The following is a 19296-nucleotide window of genomic DNA, read 5'->3' on the forward strand; positions in this document are numbered from 1 at the left end:
ACGATGTCGTCGCTGTTGAGTCATGAGTTGATCGAAAACATCGAGCGTTTGGTCGGTCCCGCCGGGCTGGTGCGCGATCCCGAACTCATGCAGGGCTACCTGACCGATTGGCGCAACGCTTATCAAGGCTTGGCCGCGTTGGTGGTGCGCCCTGGCAGCACCGAGGAAGTAGCGGCGGTGGTGCGCCTCTGCCATGACGCCGGGGTGGCGCTGGTACCCCAAGGAGGCAACACCGGGTTGTGCGGCGGTTCGATCCCGGACGCTTCCGGTCGACAGGTGGTGCTGTCCTTGACCCGGATGAAGCGCATCCGTGAAATCGACTTGGCCAATGAAACCATCACGGTCGAGGCCGGGGTGATCCTGCAGCAGTTGCAGGACGCCGCCACTCAGGTCGATCGTCTGTTCCCGCTGTCGCTGGGGGCGGAGGGCAGCTGCACGGTGGGCGGCAATCTGGCGACCAATGCCGGCGGGACCGCGGTGCTGCGTTACGGCAACATGCGTGAATTGACCCTCGGCCTGGAAGTGGTGCTGCCTGACGGACGCATCTGGAATGGCTTGCGGGGATTGCGTAAAGACAACACCGGCTACGACCTCAAGCATTTATTCATTGGCTCGGAGGGCACGCTGGGCATCATCACCGCGGCGGTGCTCAAACTGTTCCCGGCGACCCACAGCACGGCGACAGCCTGGGTCGCGCTGCCTTCGCCGCAGGCGGCGGTGGACTTGATCGGCCATGTTCGCAGCCTGTGCGCCGACCGCCTGACGGGCTTCGAGATGATGTCGCGCCAGAGCCTGGACTTTGTCCTGGACCATGTGGCCGGTTGCAGTGATCCGCTGGAAGCGAAGCACCCTTGGTACGCCTTGATCGAGCTGCGCGACACGGTGCCCGACGCGCCCTTGACGCTGCTGCTTGAAAACGGCCTGGCCCACGCCTTCGAGCACGGCTGGGTCATCGATGCGGTACTCGCCAGCAACCAGGCACAGGCGGCGGCGCTGTGGGCATTGCGTGAAGGTATTTCCGAGGCGCAAAACCATGAAGGCCCCAGCCTCAAGCACGACATCAGCGTGCCCGTGAGTCGGATACCGGAATTCATTGAGCGCACCGACAAAGCCCTGCAACAGGACTTCCCGGGCGTGCGCATCGTTTCCTATGGCCACATGGGCGACGGCAACCTGCACTACAACATCAGCAAGCCGGTCGGCGATGCGGACGCTTCGTTCAAGGCCCGCGAACACGCGATCATGCAAGTCATCTACCGGATGACGAGCACCTTCAACGGCAGCATCAGTGCCGAACATGGTCTGGGACAAGCCAAACCCGACGCGGCGGTGCGTTTCAAGGACCCTCTGGAGATCGAGTTGATGCGCGCCATCAAACGCACGCTGGACCCGGCCGGGCTGATGAACCCCGGCAAGGTTTTCACCGCCGGGTTGGAGTGACTGGAGGTATTTCTCGATTATTCTCGCAATTATGAAAAAATATTTTCATATGATGATCTGACCGACATTCACCGAAAGCTGGAAACCGCTAGAAAACAACAGCATTCATTGCAACGGGTGGCTGATGGCTGGCAGCGTTACCAAGCCTTGCAAGAGCAATTACATGAATTGAAGCGACAACGCTGCAACCGTCAACAGCTTTCGGGATCAGAAAAACTAGCGCTGGGCAGGTTCAGGGTGACCGGTCTATAGTCCCTCTATAATTGTCTATAAATTGCCAATGAGAACACGACGTCTCTTAAGAATAATTGATCTATAATCGCTCTATAATTTTCTATAGAATCCCGCCAGAGGTTCCCAATGGTCGAGATCGTTTACCACCGTCCCGTTTTGGCTGCCCGCCTATCAAAACTGATCATGCAGGTTGCCATTGGTAGCGCTGCCAGTTCGGGCGTCTTTCTGGCTGCTCCTCGGCGTACGGGAAAGTCCACCTTCGCTCGAGAAGATTTGCGGCCAGCATTGGAGGCAGCAGGAGCGATCGTACTGTATGCCGATCTTTGGAAAGACCTGACGAAAGATCCTGGCTTGGTCATCGTAGAGGCTGTCCGAGAAGCCTTTGGCCAGAGCGAAGGATTAGTAACCCGTCTCGCGAAAAGTGCTGGTATGGAGAAGGTGACGGTCGGCGGCCTGAGTTTCAGTCTGGACAAGATTGGGCTGGGCAAGGACATCGACTTGACCACCGCGCTTGCGGCGCTTTCGGATGAGTCGAAGAAGATCATCGTCCTGATGATCGACGAAGCTCAACATGCGATCACCACGGATGAAGGCGTTGCTGCGCTTTTCGCACTGAAAGCGGCAAGGGATGAACTCAACAGTTCGAAGCACCATGGTCTGCGCATCGTGTGCACCGGATCGAACCGGGACAAGCTCGCCATGCTCCGAAACAGTAAGGACCAAGCTTTCTTTGGGGCCTCCATGGTTCAATTTCCAACCCTGGATCAAGAGTTCATCAACTGGTTCTGCGCGAATATCGACCTCGCCCATCCGCTCGATACCTCTAATGTGTTCGAATTGTTCAGGGAGAGTGGTTATCGACCTGAGTTGCTAGGTGCCGCCGCAGATGAGATCAGGTTCGACTTTGCGTTGGACCCTGCAACCATTCCCGAGCGATTCGCATTGTTGGTTCGGGCGCAAGCTGATGAGCTCAACGCAAACCTTAAGAAAGTTATTCATAGCCTGACCCCTATTCAGTCCGCCGTTATCCGCGTCATGAGTGCCAAAGGCGATAACTATGCGCCCTTCGAGGCACCTACCATGGAGCTCTACGCGAAAGCGATGGAGCAGGCCGGTATCGCAGAGCGCGATATAAAGGTCGAAGTGCCGGGTGTTCAGCAAGCACTCATAGCCCTTCAGGAAAAGAAGCTGGTCTGGAAAGCCTCTCGTGGTGTCTACGCGGTTGATGAGCATGTCATCGTGGACCTACTGGGTGAGGCCGGATTGCTCGAAGGCCTCTCCTAAGCTGTTCTCGAATCCGGCAGAGCCCCCTAGCCTTTGGTGTCGGGGTCAGGAAGATGTGCTGGCTGCACGCACAAGTCACTCCAGAAAACAACGATCAAAAAGATAAACGCTGGTCGGCTTGAGATTTTCCACCGTGCGTTGCGGTCGGCCGCCGTCGCCGCTTTTTTTGCGACCGGTTTCCTGCAAATAACCGGCCTCGGTCATCTTCAGCAAACGCTGGCGCATGCTGGTCTTGAGCACCGGGCGATCGAGCACCACGGAGAAAATGCTCACCGCTTCCGGCGCGCTGAATTCCGGGCCCAGGAACATCAGCGGCAGGCTGCTGTAGAGGGCCTTGGACAATAACCGCTCTTGTACGGCAGCCACCAGGTTGTTGTGGTCGAAAGGAAGTTTGATCGAGGCGTCGGCCACATCCTTGAGCGGAAAAAATCCCTGGTGTTCGGCAAGCTGGACCGCCTCGCTGACAATCGCCAGGTAGAACGTCGAGGACGACCAGCAGCGCGGGTCGCGGAACGCGTCGCCGACGGTGCCGACCTGTTCGATCCAGGCCAGCGGCATGCCGACCTTGTTTGAGTTACGCAGGCGCTCCACGGCGTCGTTCAGCGTGAGATCTTCGACGTCACCGTTGACCACGATCCCGGGCAGCGCCCAATGGCCGGCGAACGGCTCGGCTTCCCGTCGGTTCAGGAGGATTTCCAGCGCCTGGGTTTCCCGGCAGAAGCGCAGCACACAGAGGTCGATGGTGTGCAGATAACCGCGTGCGGGGGCTGTGCTAGTGGGCATGTCGATTTCCGTGGATAGCGTAAAGGTCATAGTTTAACGGGTTCATGCCGGGTGCCATCCACTCGCTGGGAAGCGGCTTGCCCAAGGCCAGGCGGTCGCGAAGCACGGTGCTGCGTACATGGATCTTTTCCTCCACGCAAAGGATTGAAAAACGCTCCAGCAATTCTTGTCCGCGATAGAAGGTCGGCAGTTGATCCGCGACATCCCGGCCCACCACCAACGCGATTCGCTTGCCGTCCAGGGCCAGGCTGTCGGCGAGGTGGGCGAGCAGGGTATAGCTGTAGATGGCGCCTTCAACGCCACGGGCCACGACCTGTTCCACCCGGCTCGCACGCACTTCGGCGCAGCACAGTGGCTGAACGTTCTCGACGATCGATGCCAGCCAGTTCAGGCGCACCTCATAGTCGACCATTTGCTTGCCGTAGGGATGCCGCAAGCTGGGGGCCACCAGCACGCGTCTGGCCTGGCGTGAGGCCTCGATCATCACCTGGGCGTGACCGGCGTGTGGGGGATTGAAGGCGCCGCCATAAAGGGCAATCTCGAACATGGCACATCCTCTTTTGGTACATGACATGTACTCTATCAGCAAAATCTTTTTAGTGAAAACCCGCCTTGTGCTGAACCATAGCCATTAATTAAAGAAGACTTATCAAAAATATTTTCTGCGAGTGGCTTGTTATGAAAGTACACCTTGTGTACTCTCGTGGCCATGAAGAGGAGAAACCCAGCATGAACAGCCTGACCCGGAAAACAGCGTCCTTCGATGTCGATGCGCAAAAGAGCTTTACGCCGCTATGCCCCGATGAGCTTCCAGTGCCGGGCGGCGACCAGATTGGCGGTGAGCTGAATTTCATCGCGTCCCTGGCCAGCCTCCGCGTCGGCAGCAAGGACGCCCATACGCCCCTCGCCCCGTGGGTGGTCGCCGATCACTCACAGATGTTCGTGCCGACCGGGCTCGAGCACGCGGACATCACCTGGGTCAGCCACTGCGTCCCTGGTACCGAAGGTTTCGCCTTGCTGGACGAACTGCCGACGCCTTACGACTACGACTATTTCGTCTGGAAGGGTGTCGAGCCGGACTTGCACCCCTACGGCGCTTGCTACCACGACCTGCACGGCAAGCTGTCCACCGGAGTGATCGAGTACCTCAGAGGCCTGGGTGTGGAGCAGGTCATTGTGGGCGGGCTGGCCCTGGATTTCTGCGTCAAGACCACCGCGCTGCAACTGGCCGCCGCCGGTTTCAAGGTGATCATTCACCTCCCGGGTTGCCGGGCCATCAGTGAAGAGGGGGGCCTTCAAGCCATTCAAGACATGCAGCAAGCGGGCATCTCGGTTGCCGCGACTCGCGAAGACACCATCCGCCTGGCAAACGCCTGAGGAACAGACATGGACAGTGCATTCGATTCAACCAGCGGCACCATCCAGAGTCTTCTGGATACCGACTACTACACCTTCACCATGATGCAGGCGGTGTTGCACCAACACCCGAATGTCGAGGTGGAATACCAGTTCATCGTGCGTTCCAAGGAGCGGCTCGGTCACCTGATCCCGGACATTCGTGTCGAGCTTGAGAAGCTCGCTGGGCTGCAACTGCGCGAGGGGGAGCAGCGGTTTCTGTTCAACAAGCGTTTCCGCGAGTACCTGACGCCGGACTTCGAACAGTTCCTCGGCCTGTTTCGCTTCAATTTGCGCTACATCCACGTGTCGGAAGTCGACGGCCAACTGCACATCCGCGTCCGTGGGCCGATGCTGCACTGCATCATGTTCGAGCAACCGGTATTGGCGATGGTCAGCGAACTGCGCAACCGCGAGAAATACCCCGAAGTCGAGTTGGCCGACGTCACCCGCAAGCTGTACCAGAAGTTCGAATGGCTGGAGAAAAACGCCAGCCGTGAAGAACTTGCCGAGTTTCGCGTTTCAGACTTCTCCACCCGGCGGCGGCTGTCGTTCAGGGCCCAGCGTGAAGTGGTGAATGTCATGCGCAACGATTTTCCTGGCGTCTTTGTCGGCACCAGCAACGCTCACTTGGCTTACGAGTTTGATCTGCCCCTGATCGGCACCATGGCTCACCAATGGCTGATGGTGCATCAACAACTCGGGCGCTTGCGCGAGAGCCAGAACGCGGCGTTGGAAAACTGGGTGCGCGAATATCGTGGCCGCCTCGGTATCGCCCTGACGGACTGCATCAGCACCGACTTCTTCCTCAAGGATTTCGACCTGTACTTTGCCAAGCTCTATGACGGCCTGCGCCAGGATTCCGGTGACCCGATCGTCTGGGCGGACAAGGTGCTGGGGCGCTACCAGGAACTGGGCATCGACCCGCGCACCAAGGACCTGATGTTCTCCGATGGCCTCAATTTCGAAAAGTGCCTGCCGATCCTGCGTCATGTTCGCGGCAAGGCCAAATTCGGTTTTGGCATGGGCACCAGCCTGGCCTGCGATGTTGACGGTGTCGAACCGCTGAGCATCGTCATGAAACTGGTGCGGGTCCACGGCGAGCCGGTGGTGAAGTTCTCCGACGACCCGATCAAGAACGTCTGCGAGGATGTCTCGTTTCTGCGGTACGCCGCCCAAGTGTTCAACATCGCCCTGATCAACCCACAGCTGGGAGCCTGATATGACTACGCTTGTGCAAGAACGCATTGCCCGGGAACTGGGCATTGACCGTCAACTCACACGGGGTGGCGAAGCCACCGAGATTGCCCGTCGCATCGAATTCATCAAGCAGATCTTGCGCGAGTCGGGCTGCCAGTCCCTGGTCCTGGGGATCAGCGGCGGCGTCGACTCTCTCACCGCCGGCCGCCTATGCCAGTTGGCCGTGGAGCAATTGCGCAATGAAGACTATGCGGCGCGTTTTATCGCCGTCCGGTTGCCCTACAAGGCCCAGGCCGATGAGCATGACGCCCAGGCGTCCCTGGACTTCATCCGGCCGGACTTGATCACCACCAGCAACATCGCCGCTTGTGTTGACGGGCTGATGGGCAGTATCGCCATCGACGGCTTGCAGCCTGGCGCCGAGCTCATCGACTTTGCCAAAGGCAACGTCAAGGCCCGGGCCCGGATGCTGGCGCAATACGCCATTGCCAATCTGAGCAACGGGTTGGTGGTGGGCACCGATCATGGGGCGGAGGCGGTGATGGGATTTTTCACCAAATTTGGCGACGGCGCGTGCGACCTGGCCCCGCTGTCCGGGTTGACCAAGACCCAGGTGAGATTGTTGGCCGATGCGATGGGCGCCCCCGCGTACCTGGTGCGCAAGGCACCGACCGCTGATTTGGAAGACCTGGCACCCGGTAAGCTCGATGAAGTGGCGTATGGCTGCAGCTACGAGGAAATCGATGGGTACCTGATGGGCGAAGAGGTGTCGCCGCAGGCGCGACAGATCATTGAACGCGCCTACCTCAAGACGGCCCACAAGCGCGCATTGCCCCGCGTCCCGGTATCGTTGTAATAGGGTTTTAATGGGACCTTTGGTCTTGAACGGAGTGGGCAAATGACACAGGCAATCAGCATCAAGGATCGCGTGCGCATCAAGGACGTCGAAGTGCTCTCGGACGATTGGTACGTGCTGCGCAAGACCACCTACGACTACCTCGGTCGCAACGGCCAATGGCGCGAGCTGACGCGCGAGACCTACGACCGGGGCAACGGCGCCACCATCCTGCTGTACAGCAAGGCCAAGCAGACCGTGGTGTTGACCCGGCAATTCCGCTTCCCGGCCTTCGTCAACGGCCACGATGACCTGTTGATAGAAACCTGCGCCGGCCTGTTGGACAACGACGATCCGCACACCTGCATTCGCAAGGAAACCCAGGAGGAAACCGGCTATATCATCCAGGACGTGCGCAAGGTGTTCGACGCCTTCATGAGCCCGGGGTCGGTGACGGAGCGGGTGCATTTTTTTGTCGGCGAATATTTCGACGAAGACAAGCAGCACGAAGGCGGGGGTCTGGAAGCCGAGGGCGAAGAGATCGAAGTGCTGGAGCTGCCCCTCGACCAGGCCTTGGGCATGATCGAGACCGGGGAGATTTGCGACGGCAAGACCATCATGCTGTTGCAATACGCCAAGCTGCATCGGTTGCTGGATTAGTCGCGTTTTTCGTTCAGCTGGATTGGGCCTCGCTGTCTTCCTGCATATCGTCCAGGTATTGCGGCTGGTCGGTCGGGTCCGGCAATTCGGTCACGACGCTGAAGTCGCTGATCTCGATGGCGCCGACCCCGTGACCGAGCAGATGGAAGGAAAACGCCTTGCGCTGCTGCGGGTTGTCGAAACGGAGGCTCATCACCAGCGGCTGGTCGGGTGTCACCGCCACCTCGGTCGGCAGGTCCATTGGCACATCCTGTTCGAACTCCTTGGCCTTGAGGGAAATGTAGGCGGCATGGTCAGCCTCCACGGTGCGGATGGTCAGGCTGACGCGGGTCTGTGAGCCCTTGGGCATTTCCAGGTATTGGGCGCCGATCAGGTTGTCGGTCCAGTCGTTGGTGACCTGGGCCGGCAGTGGGATTTTCTCGGCGCTGCCGAACTGATAATGCTGGTTCAAGGGGGTGCGCAACAGGGTCTGGTCCAGGGCTGTGGCCCGGGCGCCGATCAGCCTGGCGCGCTGGCCGCTGTATTGCCCGCCATAGGTGGCGCGGTCGGCGATGAAGCCAGCGCTGGTGTAATAACGGCAATGCTGGAGGAAGTCGCACTCGGTAAAGGTGCCCTTGCCGTCGTGGTAGCGCAGCTTGCCGTTGGTGAACGACATGATTTCCCGGCCCGTCGGGTAATCCCTGAACATCGAGCGGCCGGACAACGACGTGGGCACCGTAAAGCCGAAGTAATCGAGAATCGAGGCGGTCAGGTCTACGTGGCCATAGGTGCCGGACTTGATTCTGGGCAACGGTTCCGGCGCCAGCGTCAGGTTGAACCCCCAGGACGAGGCCAGCCGCACGTCGTCGATGCCATGGGATTCGTCCGAGGTGATGACCACCAGGGTGTTGTCCAGGATGCCCTGGCGCTCCAGGCCCGCGAGGAAGTTTTCCAGCGCGTCGTCCAGGTAACCCACGGCCGCCTGTTTGGCGGTGTCGTAACGTTGCAGGTAGTCATCCGGTGCCGAGTAAGGCTGATGCGTGCCCACGGTCAGCAGGGTCAGCATCCAGGGTTTGTCCGCTTGTTGCAGTTGCCCGACGTAATCCAGCGCGCCTTCGAAGAAGGTCTTGTCGTCCTTGCCCCAAGGGAATTCCAGATAAGCGGGGCGAGTGAACCATTCCATGCCCAGGGTTGTATCGAAGCCAATGTGCGGCATGATCCGGTCCTTGGCCATGAACCGCAGGCCCGCGCCCTGCAGGAAATGCGTGGAAAAGCCATTCTGGCGCAACTGCGCCGGCAGGCAGGCCTGGTTGCGCTGGGTCTGGTTGAGCATTTCGACGCCTTTGGGCGTGCCGTTGTCGAGCTTGTCGTAGTCGCCACACAGCATCGCGTAGAGGCCGCGGATGGTCTGGTGGCTGTGCAGGACGTAATCGGGGGTGTTCATGCCGCGTTCGGCCCAGGCGCTGAGGTGCGGCATCAGGTTTTCCTGGTAGCTGCTTTTCAAGGCCTGGCGGTTGGCGCCCACGTAGGCGCCGGGAATTCCCTCCAGAGCGATGATCAGTACGTTGCGCGCGCGTCCCGGTTCGGCCAGCAGTCTGTTGCCATCGAGGTCCAGCCGGGTCAGCCCCTCCATCGGCGGGGCGGGGTCCACGGCATCGCCGTCGAGCCATTGCCGGGCGTGGTCCTGCCCGGTGGCGATACCCGCCGTGACGAGTTGGTGAGGCAGGTTGAACACGTTCCATTGGTCCGCCTCACTGGGGCGCCAGGCTTGCAGCGCGCCGTGGCCCAACAGGAGTAACACTGGCACGGCCCAGGCGTGGCGAGGCAAGGGTGGCGCCTGGCGTGGGCGGCGGGTCCACTGGGTGATCAGCCAGAACGCCAGCGCGGCCAACTGGAGCGCGGCCAGCCAGGGATGGGCGAAGCCGCCGCTGGTGGAATTTTCAACGAACTGTGGGTCGGCCAGATAATGAATGTCTGAAAGGCTGGGCATTCGCCCGACCGCGCTGACCAGCTCGATGCTGGCCAGCGTCAACGCGCTCCAAGCCAGCAATACCGGGAACGCCAGCCACCCGGGACGGCGATGGAGCAGCACGATCAGCAACCCGCCGATACCCAGGTCCGAAAGATAACCCAGCGGGTCGGACCAGCCCAGGGCGAGACGCAGGCCCATGGGGACGAGGAGTACGCAGCCAATCAGGGCGATGAGGGCGGCGCGGGGGTGGGTTGAAGTGCGATAAAGAACGTTCACAAAAGCAGGCCTTTCGGTTGAAACCATCTACTGAACGGACACGACCCCTGTGGGAGCGAGCTTGCTCGCGATAGCGCCGGATCAGCTGAATTCATCTTGACTGATACACCGCCGTCGCGAGCAAGCTCGCTCCCACAGTGGGGTTTTCCTTCGGTCATGAAACTGTCATGAGGAGGGATGGTACCAAGGGCAATCGCCCCTGGCCGAGCCAATGTCCTGCTGCCTGGCTGCGCTACGCTGTGGTTCACCGGCCCAGGCCTCTACAATGGCCGCGTAGCGCTGCTTTGAGACGCGCAGAAAACTTGTATCAGGATTTCTCATCGGGGGATGGATGGACAGGTTCCAGGAAATGCAGGTTTTCCTCGCCGTAGCTCAAGCGTCGGGGTTCTCGGCGGCGGCGCGGCGTCTGGGGTTGTCGGCGGCCAGCGTGACGCGGGCGGTGGCGGCGTTGGAGCAACGGATCGGCACACCCTTGCTGGTGCGCACCACCCGCAATGTGTACTTGAGCGAAGCCGGCCAGCGCTTTCTCGAGGATTGTCGCCGGATCCTGAGCGATCTGCAGGAAGCCGAGGATTCGGCGGCCGGCAGCCACGTCCGGCCCCGCGGGCAGTTGACGATTACCGCGCCGGTGCTGTTCGGTCAGTTGTTCGTCACGCCGCTGCTGGTGGATTACTTGCACCGGTTCCCCGAGGTCAGCATCAACGCCTTGTTGTTGGACCGCACGGTCAGCCTGGTGGAGGAGGGCATCGACGTTGCCCTGCGCATCGGCGAGCTGCCGGACAGCAACCTGCACGCCGTGCGTGTCGGTGAAGTGCGGCGGGTGGTGTGCGGGGCTCCTGATTTCTTCGCGCGCCACGGACGGCCCGAGCATCCTGAGGATTTGGAGCGAATGCCCGTGGTGGCCTCATCGGCCATTGGCCAGGTCAAAAGCTGGACCTTCGTCGATTCAGGCCAACCATTGGCCGTCCGGCCCGTGCCTCGGCTGGTGGTGACGGCCAACCAGGCGGCGATCACGGCAGCCTGCCAGGGGTTGGGGATGACGCGGGTCCTGTCTTACCAAGTGGCAGGCAACGTGGCGGCCGGGGAACTGGAAATCGTCCTGGCCGATTTCGAATTGCCGCCTCTGCCGATCCATGTGGTGTACCAGGGCGGGCGCAATGCGCCGGCGCGGGTGCGCAGTTTTGTCGATTTCGTCGTCAGTGCACTGCGCGAACATCCGGCCTTGAGCGGTTGAAGCATTGTTTCGCTGGCTGAAACAATGGATTGCATTTTTGGGTGATTCTCTTGTTTTTGCCTGGGGCGGAAGATGATCCCATCGACGCCGTTGTGCTGATGGCGTCACTTGCAGCGGAGTCGACCATGAACCCTATCAAGCACTATCACTTCCCGCTTTCCGGCCATTCCCATCGCGTTCAATTAATGCTTTCGTTGCTCGGGTTGCCTGTCGAAGAAGTCTTCGTCGACTTGGCCAAGGGCGCGCACAAACAGGCGGACTTCCTGGCGCTCAATGCGTTTGGCCAGGTACCGGTCATTGACGATGACGGCGTGGTGCTGGCGGACTCCAACGCGATCCTGGTGTACCTGGCGCACAAATATGGCAAGGGCCGCTGGCTGCCGACCGATCCGATCGGCGCCGCCAAGGTGCAGCGCTGGTTGTCGGCGGCGGCTGGGCCGATCCATGCGGGCCCGGCCACGGCGCGATTGATCACGGTGTTTGGTGCGGCCTACAACGCTGAGGACGTGATTGCCCGTTCCCACAACGTGCTGAAAGTCATTGATCAAGAATTGAGCAACCGTGCTTATCTGGCAGGTGACGCTGCGACTGTCGCGGACATCGCTGGCTACAGCTACATCGCCCACGCACCGGAAGGCAACGTGTCGTTGGAAGACTATGCCAATGTGCGGGCCTGGTTGGCGCGAATCGAAGCCTTGCCCGGTTTCGTGGGCATGCCGCGTACGGTTGTCGGGTTGCAAAAGCACGTCTGAAAAGGAACCCGGTGGTGAGGGGATTTATCTTCACTGTGGGAGCAGGGCTTGCCCGCGATGAAGGCTCTGCGGTCTTTGAGGGATCGAGGCGCCTGTTTCGCGAGCAAGCTTTGCTCCCACACGGCAGGTCTATGCGTAGGAAAGCGCCTTTTCCTCCAGCAGTTCCTCATACAACCGCACCCACTTGCGGCCCATCTCTTCAGATGTAAACAACTGTCGGTAACGGGCTTCGGCCCTGGCGCCCATTGCCTGGGCTTGTGCCGGGTTTTCCCACAGGGTGCGCATGGCCTCGCGAAAAGCCTCGGAATTGCTCGGTGGCACCACCAGGCCGGTTTCTTCGTGGATATTGATGTAGCTGGTGCCGGTGCCGATTTCGCTGGAGATCATCGGCTTGCCGAACATCGCGCCTTCGAGCAACGAGATACCAAAGGCTTCGGAGCGCAAGTGCGAAGGGAACACGATGGCATAACTGAGCTCCAGCAGCGCGACCTTGTCTTCATCCCCCAGGCGCCCGAGGAAATGCAGGTTGCGCAGGCCCAGTGCCGCCGCCTGGGCATGCAATTGTTTTTCCAGCGGGCCGGCACCCACGATGACCACGGGGTAATCCACGCCTTTAAGGGCGTCGAGCAGAATGTGCAGGCCTTTGTAGTAACGCATCACCCCCACGAACAAAAAGAAACGCTCGCCCAGTCTTGCCTTCCACCCCGCCATGCGTTCGGCATCAGGCTGTGGATAACTGGTCTTGTTCAGGCCGTAGGTGATGATTCGGGTCTTGGCGGGATATTCCTTGAGCACGTCGCTGGTATGCACATAGTTCGGCGACGCCGCGACGATGCGCTCGGCGCCGTTCAGAAAGCGCCGCATCAGGGGGCGATAGAGCTTGAGCAGGTGCCGCTGGCGAACGATGTCCGAATGGTAGGTCACCACGTAGGGTTTTTTCACGCAGGTGAAAAAATGCACCAGGTCCATGAACGGCCAGGGGAAATGGTAGTTGATCACGTCTGCTTCGGCGGCCAGCTCACGGAATTTCTTGAACACGCTGTAGGAGAAGCCGGTGGAGGCCAGTTGGAAGTCCATTCGCGCCTGATGAACGACATGCTGTCGGATCTTGATCGGTTCGGGCGCCGGCTGCGTGCTCAGGGCCAACACGGTGTTATCGATACCCAACTGGTCAGTGCTGTCGCATAGCTGGAAGATGACCTGTTCGATGCCGCCCATGGAGTCTGGCAAATAGGTTTTATAAAAGTGCAGGACTCGCATTCAACCTCCCAAGACCTGGCGATACGCTTGGGCGGTAACCTTCGCACAGCGTTCCCAGGAAAAAAGTGCCGCTTGTTGCAACCCCGCCTCGCGACACGCTTGCCAGTGCGGGTGATCTTCCATCAACCGGCCCATGGCGTCGCGCATGCCTTGCGAATCGTCCGGCTCGCAATAATTACCGGCCGGCCCCGCCACCTCGGGCATCGCCGAGCAACGGGTGGTAATCACCGGTGTGCCGCTGGCCATGGCTTCAAGCACCGGCAGGCCAAAGCCTTCGTAGTAAGACGGGAAAATCAGCGCCCGTGCCCCCGCCAATAGCTGGGCGACCTGTTCATCAGGCAGGTAACCCGCCAGACAAACATGACCGCCAGCCAGGGCGCGTTTCAACTCATCATTGAGCTGTGCCTGTTGCCATCCGCTCATTCCTACAATGAACAAAGGAAAGGTCTGACGTACGGATTCAGGAAGCCCGGCATGGGCGCGCAGGGCCAGCGACAAGTTCTTGCGTGGCTCCAGGGTGCCGACACACAGAAAGTATCGGCCGGGCTCCAGGCCATGGGCCTTGAGTACGGCGTCGATGGCGGCGGGTTCGCGCGGATGGAAACGCGCCGCCACCCCCAGTGGAGCGACCCGCAGGCGCTCGGCGGGGAGGCCGAAATGCTGTTGCACTTCGTCGGCGATGAACTGCGAGTCGGTCAGAATCAGGTGCGCCCGCTCCACCGCACGGCCGAGCCGTCGCTCGATTTCCTTCAGGCGTGCCGGTGGTTGCGTTTCGGGGTAGCGCAGGTGCGTGAGGTCATGGAGGGTGATCACCGTCGGCCCCTCGAAGGCCAGCGGCCAAAGGCTCGGTTCGTGATACAGGTCGATGGCCCTTGAACGGCCTTGATCGAAGCGTTTCTGCTCCAGCCAGCGCCGCGCCTGATAGGCTCCTGGAACCCGCCGAAGCCAGGGGCTTAGCTTTGAATAGCCAGGCGCGGCCGTTTGCGGCAACTGCGAGCTCCAACCCCAGCCGTGGAACAGCGCCAACTGCACATCCGGCTCCCGGGCCAGGGCAGTGGCCAGCTCCGCTACGTAATGGCCGATGCCGGTGCGTGGCGCTTGGAGGATGCGTGCGTTGAGGGCTATTCGCATGCTGTTTCCCGGTCGAGGGCCATTTCATTGATGTGGTACTCGATCCGCTCCACCAGTTGCGCACTGGCCTGGCGCCAGCTCAGCCATTGCCATTGATCCAGGTTGCGACTGGCGGGGAATATTCCGGTGCGCTCCATGTCGATGACCAGGTTCGCCAGGCTTTGGGGATCGTCCAGATCGAAATAGGCCATGAAGTCCCCGCCGATTTCCCGAAACACTTCAATGTCGCTGCCCATTGCCGGCAAGCCGCGCTGCATGGCTTCCACCAGTGGCAGGCCGAAGCCTTCCACGTAGGACGGGAACACCAGCGCCGTGGCGTTTCGATAGGCGTGTTCCAGGCTTTGGTCCGAGAGGTTGTTGAACATGAACAGGCGGCTGTCGAGTTGCGGATGACGCCGGATACGTTCGATCAAGGCCTCGCACTTCCAGCCGATTTTTCCGACGATGCACAGCCGCGCCTGGGAGCCGGCGGCCCAGGCCCGCTCGAATGCGTCGAGCAGGTAAGCGTGGTTTTTGCGCGGCTCGATGGTGCTGACCATCAGGAATACTGGCTCTGGTTGCTCAAACAACCGCAGCAAGTTCGGGTCTACGGGATGAGTGGCGTCAATCAGGTCCAGTTCGCTGCCAAGATGAAAATAGTCGAACCAGCGTTCGCGCACTTGCTGCTCGCCAATGCGCCGGACCATTTCCTGGCGAACCTGATCGCGAATGGTGGTGGAAATGGCGATAAAGCCGTCGGCGGTGCGGGCAATCCAATCGAACCAATGGTTGAACACCTTGACCAGTCCGGCGTCGCAGAATTGCGGATGGGTCAGGGGGATCAGGTCGTAGATCACCGAGATGATCCCGACGCCATCACGCTTGAGCTGTTCGGCCAGGGGAAAGAAGCCTGAGTGCCAGGAAGAGTCCAGCAACACCAGTTGATCGCCGGCCCGATGCTTCAGCGGTACGCTGCGTTCCGGGGCAGGCTCGCGTCTCAGGAGGCGATCAAGGATTCGAATGGGGAGGTTCAGGCATGCCAGGGCGAACAGTCGGCAGACAATGTACAAGAAGCGGCGAGCCCAGATCGACTGGTTGAAGGGGCGCCACCGTTCGAGGGTCCGCTGCCTGAGCCAGAACAGGTTGGCGAACTGCACCAACCGTGCCCGCAGGTCAGCCAGATCCAGCCCGTTCGAGGGCAGGGGGGCCAGGCTTTTCACTTCGTACAGCTTGCCCTGCAGCATCACCACGGGAATGCATTCGCGTTCCCCGTCTTTGACTGGCAATTCGCGAATGACGTTGCGCACCACTCGCTGAATGCCGGAGTTGTCATTCGGGTGGTCGTATACATAGGTGCAATCCACCAGCAGACGGGTCATGGCAACTCCTTTTGCGGCAACGCCTCGACGGCAGTCTGGCTCGAACGCTGGATACTGGTCCGGGCCTGGAGCCAGGAACAGCCGACGAAATCCTCCTGGCGATTATTGATCACGTGGAACACCAGCCCGTAGTCGCGCCATTCGAAATTACGGTCCAGGTGCGAGTCCAGCCGCGACAAGCTGAGCGCAACGGAGTAATTGCCCTTGCCCAGGCGCATGTCGAAGCTGAAGCGGAAGGTGATCTGTTCGCCGGCCTTGAGGTCGGTCACGGCTTTGTCCTGGCGATGGGTATTGATGCCGTACATGGGCTGGCCAAGGCGGTCCTTGATCAAAAAGCCCAGCACCAGCCGCTCGATGTCCTGGCGGACTTCAACCCGCACTTGCAACACCATTGGCTGGCCGATCTCGGCCACTTCCACCGACTGCCCCTGACTGTTGAGCAGTTGTACATCGATGATGCCGGCTTCGCCGGTGCCGGAGATCGTGCGCACCTGGCCGTTGGCGAGCATTTCCTGGCGAACCACCTGGCCTTCGCGCTGGGCCAGCATCGCGTTGTAGTAATCCATCACTTCTTCGGGCTTGCCGCGCATGGCCATGCGCCCGTGTTCGAGCAGGATGGCGGTGTCGCAGATCGACTGGATCGCTGAACGATCGTGGGACACGATCAGCAAAGTGGTGCCGGCCTTGCGGAAGCTGCGGATGCGCTCGAAGCTCTTGTGCTGGAAGTAGGCGTCGCCCACCGACAGCGCCTCGTCGACGATCAGGATGTCCGGGCGCCGGGCGGTGGCGACGCTGAAGGCCAGGCGCATCTGCATGCCGCTGGAGTAGGTGCGTACCGGTTGGTCGATGGCCTCACCGATTTCGGCGAACCCCTCGATCTCGGGCATCAAGGCTTCGATTTCTTCCACCTGCATGCCCAGCAACTGACCGGCCATGAACGCGTTCTGGCGGCCGGTGAAATCCGGATGAAAGCCCATGCCCAGTTCCAGCAACGCGGCGACGCGGCCCTGCAACTGGATGTGGCCGCAGGTGGGTTGGGTGGTGCCGGTGATCATCTTGAGCAACGTGCTTTTGCCGGCACCGTTGACCCCGACGATGCCGACGGCTTCCCCGGGCTGGATCTCGAAATCCACCCCTTGCAAAATCCAGTGCAATTGATGGCGTTGACGGGAAAAGGGGATCAACCATTCGAACAGCCGGCTCCAGCGGTTCGGATACTGTTTGTAGGCCTTGCCCAGGCCCGTGACGCGCAAATGCCCCATCAGAGTTCGTCCACCATTTCACCGCCACGCCGACGAAACATGCGCAAGCCCAAGGCGCATAACAGCAGGCCGATCACCAGCAACGGCACCAGAGAGCTCCAGACCGGCCATTGGTTGTACAGAAACAGGTTCTGGTAGCTCTGCATCAGGGCGGTCATGGGATTGAAGGCGAGCAGTTGCTGGATCGGCGGCGGCAGGATCGTCATCGGGTAAACGATCGGCGTGAGCCAGAACCAGAATTGCAGGCAAATGCCGAACAACTGCCCGACATCGCGGAAAAACACATTGAGGATGCCCAGCAGCATGCCCAGCCCGGCGGCGAACATCACTTGCAGGGCCAGCAATGGCACCAAGGCCAGCAAGGCCATGCCCGGCCAGCGCCCGGTGATCAACAGGAAACCGAGAAACAGCCCGAGGATGATCGCGAAGTTGATCCCGGCGTTGAACAGCACGATCACCGGCAGGCAGATCCGAGGAAAGCTAATCTTTTTCAGCAGGTTGGCGTTTTCCAGGAACATGCCCTGGCTGCGGGTGGTGATTTCCGCGAACAGTCCCCAGGTCAGCAGACCGGCGCAGAGATAGACGCTGTAGGCCATGCCATCTTCGACACCGGGCAGGCGGGCACGCATGATGTGGGAAAAAATCACTGTGTAGACAAGGATCATCGACAACGGGTTGAGCACCGTCCACAACGCGCCGAACAACGAGTTGCGATACCGCGCCTGGAACTCGCGCTTGACGCTGCCAAGGACGAAGCCGCGGTAGCTCCACAGTGTGCGCTGCAAGGCCAGCAGCATCAGACCGCCCTGCCATAGTGATCTTCGAAACGGACGATGTCGTCTTCCCCCAGGTATTCGCCGCTCTGGACCTCGATGATCACCAGATCGATCACGCCGGGATTCTCCAGGCGGTGCTTGTGGCCGGCGGGGATGAAAGTCGATTCGTTCTTGGCGACCAGGTGCGAACCCGAGCCGTTGTTGGTGACCTTGGCCATGCCTTCGACCACCACCCAGTGTTCGTTGCGGTGATGGTGCATTTGCAGCGACAGCGATGCGCCAGGCTTGACCACGATGCGCTTGATCTTGAAGCGTGGGCCCTCTTCGAGCACGGTATAACTGCCCCATGGACGGCTGACCGTCCGGTGCAGGCGATAGGCTTCGTGTTCCTTGTCCTTGAGTTGCCGGGCGACGCGACGCACATCCTGGGCGCGGTCGGCGTGGGCCACCAGCACGGCATCGGCGGTGTCGATGATGATCAGGTTTTCCACGCCCAGGGCAGCTACCAGGCGGCCGTCGCTCTGGACGAAGTTGTTCTGGCTGTCGATAAACAGGGCCTCGCCGGTGGTGCGGTTGTTTTGCCCGTCGGCGGGCACCAGGCCGGCGACGGCGTTCCAGGAGCCGATATCGCTCCAGTCGAATGCGGCGGGAATCACCACGACATTGGCGGAGCGTTCCATCAGGGCATAGTCGATGGAGATGTCTGGCATTTCGGCGAAATGCGCCGCGGACAATTCCTGCTGCACACACCCTGAGGTTTCCACCGCCGTACTGGCCGTGACACAGGCGCGCGCCTGTTCCAGCAGCTCGGGGGCGTGGGTTTGCAGCTCCGCCAGCAGGGTCTTGACCGAGAAGCAGAACATCCCTGAATTCCACAGGAAGCGGCCGCTTTCCAGATATTGCGTGGCGGTCTGCAGGTCGGGTTTTTCGACAAAGCGCACGACCTTGGCCGCGCCCTTGGTATCCAGGGGCTTGCCCCGTTCGATATAACCGAAGCCGGTTTCCGGCGCCGAGGGCAGTACGCCGAAGGTCACCAGGTGGCCGTTTTTGGCCAGTTCCACGGCGTGCGCCACGGACGCCTGGAAGGCGGCCTCGTCCTGGATCAGGTGGTCGGCAGGCATGACCACCAGGATTGCGTCGTCCCCGTGCAGGGCCTGTATCGCGAGGGTGGCCGTGGCGATGGCGGGCGCGGTGTTGCGGCCTGTCGGTTCGAGTACGAAGTGACCGCGATAACGCTCCAGATGGGCGCTTTGATAGTGGTCGCGGCTCTGGAAGTAGTACTCGCGATTGGTGACGGTGACGATGTCGCCCCGGCCGTCGAACAACCCTGCGGCGCGCCGATAGGTCTTGCCCAGCAGCGACTGGCCGTCGGGCAGGAGCATGAAAGGCTTGGGGTGGCCTTCGCGGGACACCGGCCACAATCTCGTCCCGGCACCACCGGAAAGAATCACGGGAATGAGCATGG

17 protein-coding genes are annotated in these 19296 nt (G+C 60.7%); 8 read left to right on the top strand and 9 right to left on the bottom strand.

The window, feature by feature from the left end:
* Window positions 1–3: 3 nt before the first annotated feature.
* Window positions 4–1440: an FAD-binding oxidoreductase gene (locus LQ215_RS00490; protein WP_230146911.1), complete on the top strand. Its 1437-nt coding sequence runs from the start codon at window positions 4–6 to the stop codon at window positions 1438–1440.
* A gap of 360 nt (window positions 1441–1800) precedes the next feature.
* The gene (locus LQ215_RS00495) at window positions 1801–2958 is read left to right on the top strand and encodes an ATP-binding protein (protein WP_230146912.1); all 1158 of its coding nucleotides are present in this window, start codon (window positions 1801–1803) and stop codon (window positions 2956–2958) included.
* Between the two features lie 75 nt (window positions 2959–3033).
* Here LQ215_RS00495 and LQ215_RS00500 read toward each other — a convergent pair whose 3' ends face one another.
* Complete coding sequence (locus LQ215_RS00500; RefSeq protein WP_230146913.1) at window positions 3034–3741, bottom strand: NUDIX hydrolase; 708 nt, start codon at window positions 3739–3741, stop codon at window positions 3034–3036.
* Entirely contained in the window at window positions 3731–4288 is a 558-nt protein-coding gene (locus tag LQ215_RS00505; RefSeq protein WP_230146914.1) for an adenylyltransferase/cytidyltransferase family protein, read from the bottom strand. Before LQ215_RS00505 ends, LQ215_RS00500 begins: the two co-directional genes overlap by 11 nt.
* A gap of 182 nt (window positions 4289–4470) precedes the next feature.
* On the opposite strand from LQ215_RS00505, the gene LQ215_RS00510 reads away from it, so the two are divergent.
* The 4 genes from LQ215_RS00510 to nudK are packed head-to-tail and all read left to right on the top strand — an operon-like array spanning window position 4471 to window position 7831.
* Window positions 4471–5118, top strand: coding sequence for a nicotinamidase (locus LQ215_RS00510; RefSeq protein ID WP_230146915.1), 648 nt, complete (start codon window positions 4471–4473; stop codon window positions 5116–5118).
* Between the two features lie 9 nt (window positions 5119–5127).
* On the top strand, window positions 5128–6357 hold the full coding sequence (gene pncB, locus LQ215_RS00515; RefSeq protein WP_230146916.1) for a nicotinate phosphoribosyltransferase: 1230 nt from the start codon (window positions 5128–5130) through the stop codon (window positions 6355–6357).
* Window position 6358: 1 nt separating this feature from the next.
* Window positions 6359–7192: an ammonia-dependent NAD(+) synthetase gene (gene nadE / locus LQ215_RS00520; RefSeq protein ID WP_230146917.1), complete on the top strand. Its 834-nt coding sequence runs from the start codon at window positions 6359–6361 to the stop codon at window positions 7190–7192.
* A 42-nt stretch (window positions 7193–7234) separates the two neighbouring features.
* Window positions 7235–7831: a GDP-mannose pyrophosphatase NudK gene (gene nudK, locus LQ215_RS00525; protein ID WP_207963629.1), complete on the top strand. Its 597-nt coding sequence runs from the start codon at window positions 7235–7237 to the stop codon at window positions 7829–7831.
* A 13-nt stretch (window positions 7832–7844) separates the two neighbouring features.
* Here nudK and LQ215_RS00530 read toward each other — a convergent pair whose 3' ends face one another.
* Window positions 7845–10058 (bottom strand): LTA synthase family protein, encoded by a 2214-nt coding sequence (locus LQ215_RS00530; protein ID WP_230146918.1) that lies wholly within the window; start codon window positions 10056–10058, stop codon window positions 7845–7847.
* A 331-nt stretch (window positions 10059–10389) separates the two neighbouring features.
* Here LQ215_RS00530 and LQ215_RS00535 point away from each other — a divergent pair, with 331 nt between their 5' ends.
* A complete protein-coding gene (locus tag LQ215_RS00535) occupies window positions 10390–11292 on the top strand; it encodes a LysR family transcriptional regulator (RefSeq protein WP_230146919.1) in 903 nt (300 codons plus the stop codon).
* A 125-nt stretch (window positions 11293–11417) separates the two neighbouring features.
* Window positions 11418–12044, top strand: a complete 627-nt coding sequence (locus LQ215_RS00540; RefSeq protein ID WP_230146920.1) for a glutathione S-transferase family protein — start codon at window positions 11418–11420, stop codon at window positions 12042–12044.
* Window positions 12045–12173: 129 nt separating this feature from the next.
* On the opposite strand, the gene LQ215_RS00545 is transcribed toward LQ215_RS00540, so the two are convergent.
* The 6 genes from LQ215_RS00545 to LQ215_RS00570 are packed head-to-tail and all read right to left on the bottom strand — an operon-like array spanning window position 12174 to window position 19294.
* Entirely contained in the window at window positions 12174–13304 is a 1131-nt protein-coding gene (locus tag LQ215_RS00545; protein ID WP_230146921.1) for a glycosyltransferase family 4 protein, read from the bottom strand.
* Complete coding sequence (locus tag LQ215_RS00550) at window positions 13305–14435, bottom strand: glycosyltransferase family 4 protein (RefSeq protein ID WP_230146922.1); 1131 nt, start codon at window positions 14433–14435, stop codon at window positions 13305–13307. It lies immediately after the preceding gene.
* Entirely contained in the window at window positions 14426–15793 is a 1368-nt protein-coding gene (locus LQ215_RS00555) for a glycosyltransferase family 4 protein (RefSeq protein WP_230146923.1), read from the bottom strand. The genes LQ215_RS00550 and LQ215_RS00555 overlap by 10 nt, the downstream gene beginning before the upstream one ends.
* A complete protein-coding gene (locus LQ215_RS00560) occupies window positions 15790–17055 on the bottom strand; it encodes an ABC transporter ATP-binding protein (RefSeq protein WP_230146924.1) in 1266 nt (421 codons plus the stop codon). The genes LQ215_RS00555 and LQ215_RS00560 overlap by 4 nt, the downstream gene beginning before the upstream one ends.
* Window positions 17055–17852 carry an ABC transporter permease gene (locus LQ215_RS00565; protein WP_230146925.1) on the bottom strand — a complete coding sequence of 266 codons (798 nt, stop codon included), beginning with the start codon at window positions 17850–17852 and terminating at the stop codon, window positions 17055–17057. Before LQ215_RS00565 ends, LQ215_RS00560 begins: the two co-directional genes overlap by 1 nt.
* Window positions 17852–19294, bottom strand: coding sequence for a mannose-1-phosphate guanylyltransferase/mannose-6-phosphate isomerase (locus LQ215_RS00570; protein ID WP_230146926.1), 1443 nt, complete (start codon window positions 19292–19294; stop codon window positions 17852–17854). Before LQ215_RS00570 ends, LQ215_RS00565 begins: the two co-directional genes overlap by 1 nt.
* Window positions 19295–19296 lie beyond the last annotated feature (2 nt).

Source organism: Pseudomonas brassicacearum (assembly GCF_918698105.1).
Classification (GTDB): domain Bacteria; phylum Pseudomonadota; class Gammaproteobacteria; order Pseudomonadales; family Pseudomonadaceae; genus Aquipseudomonas; species Aquipseudomonas brassicacearum_F.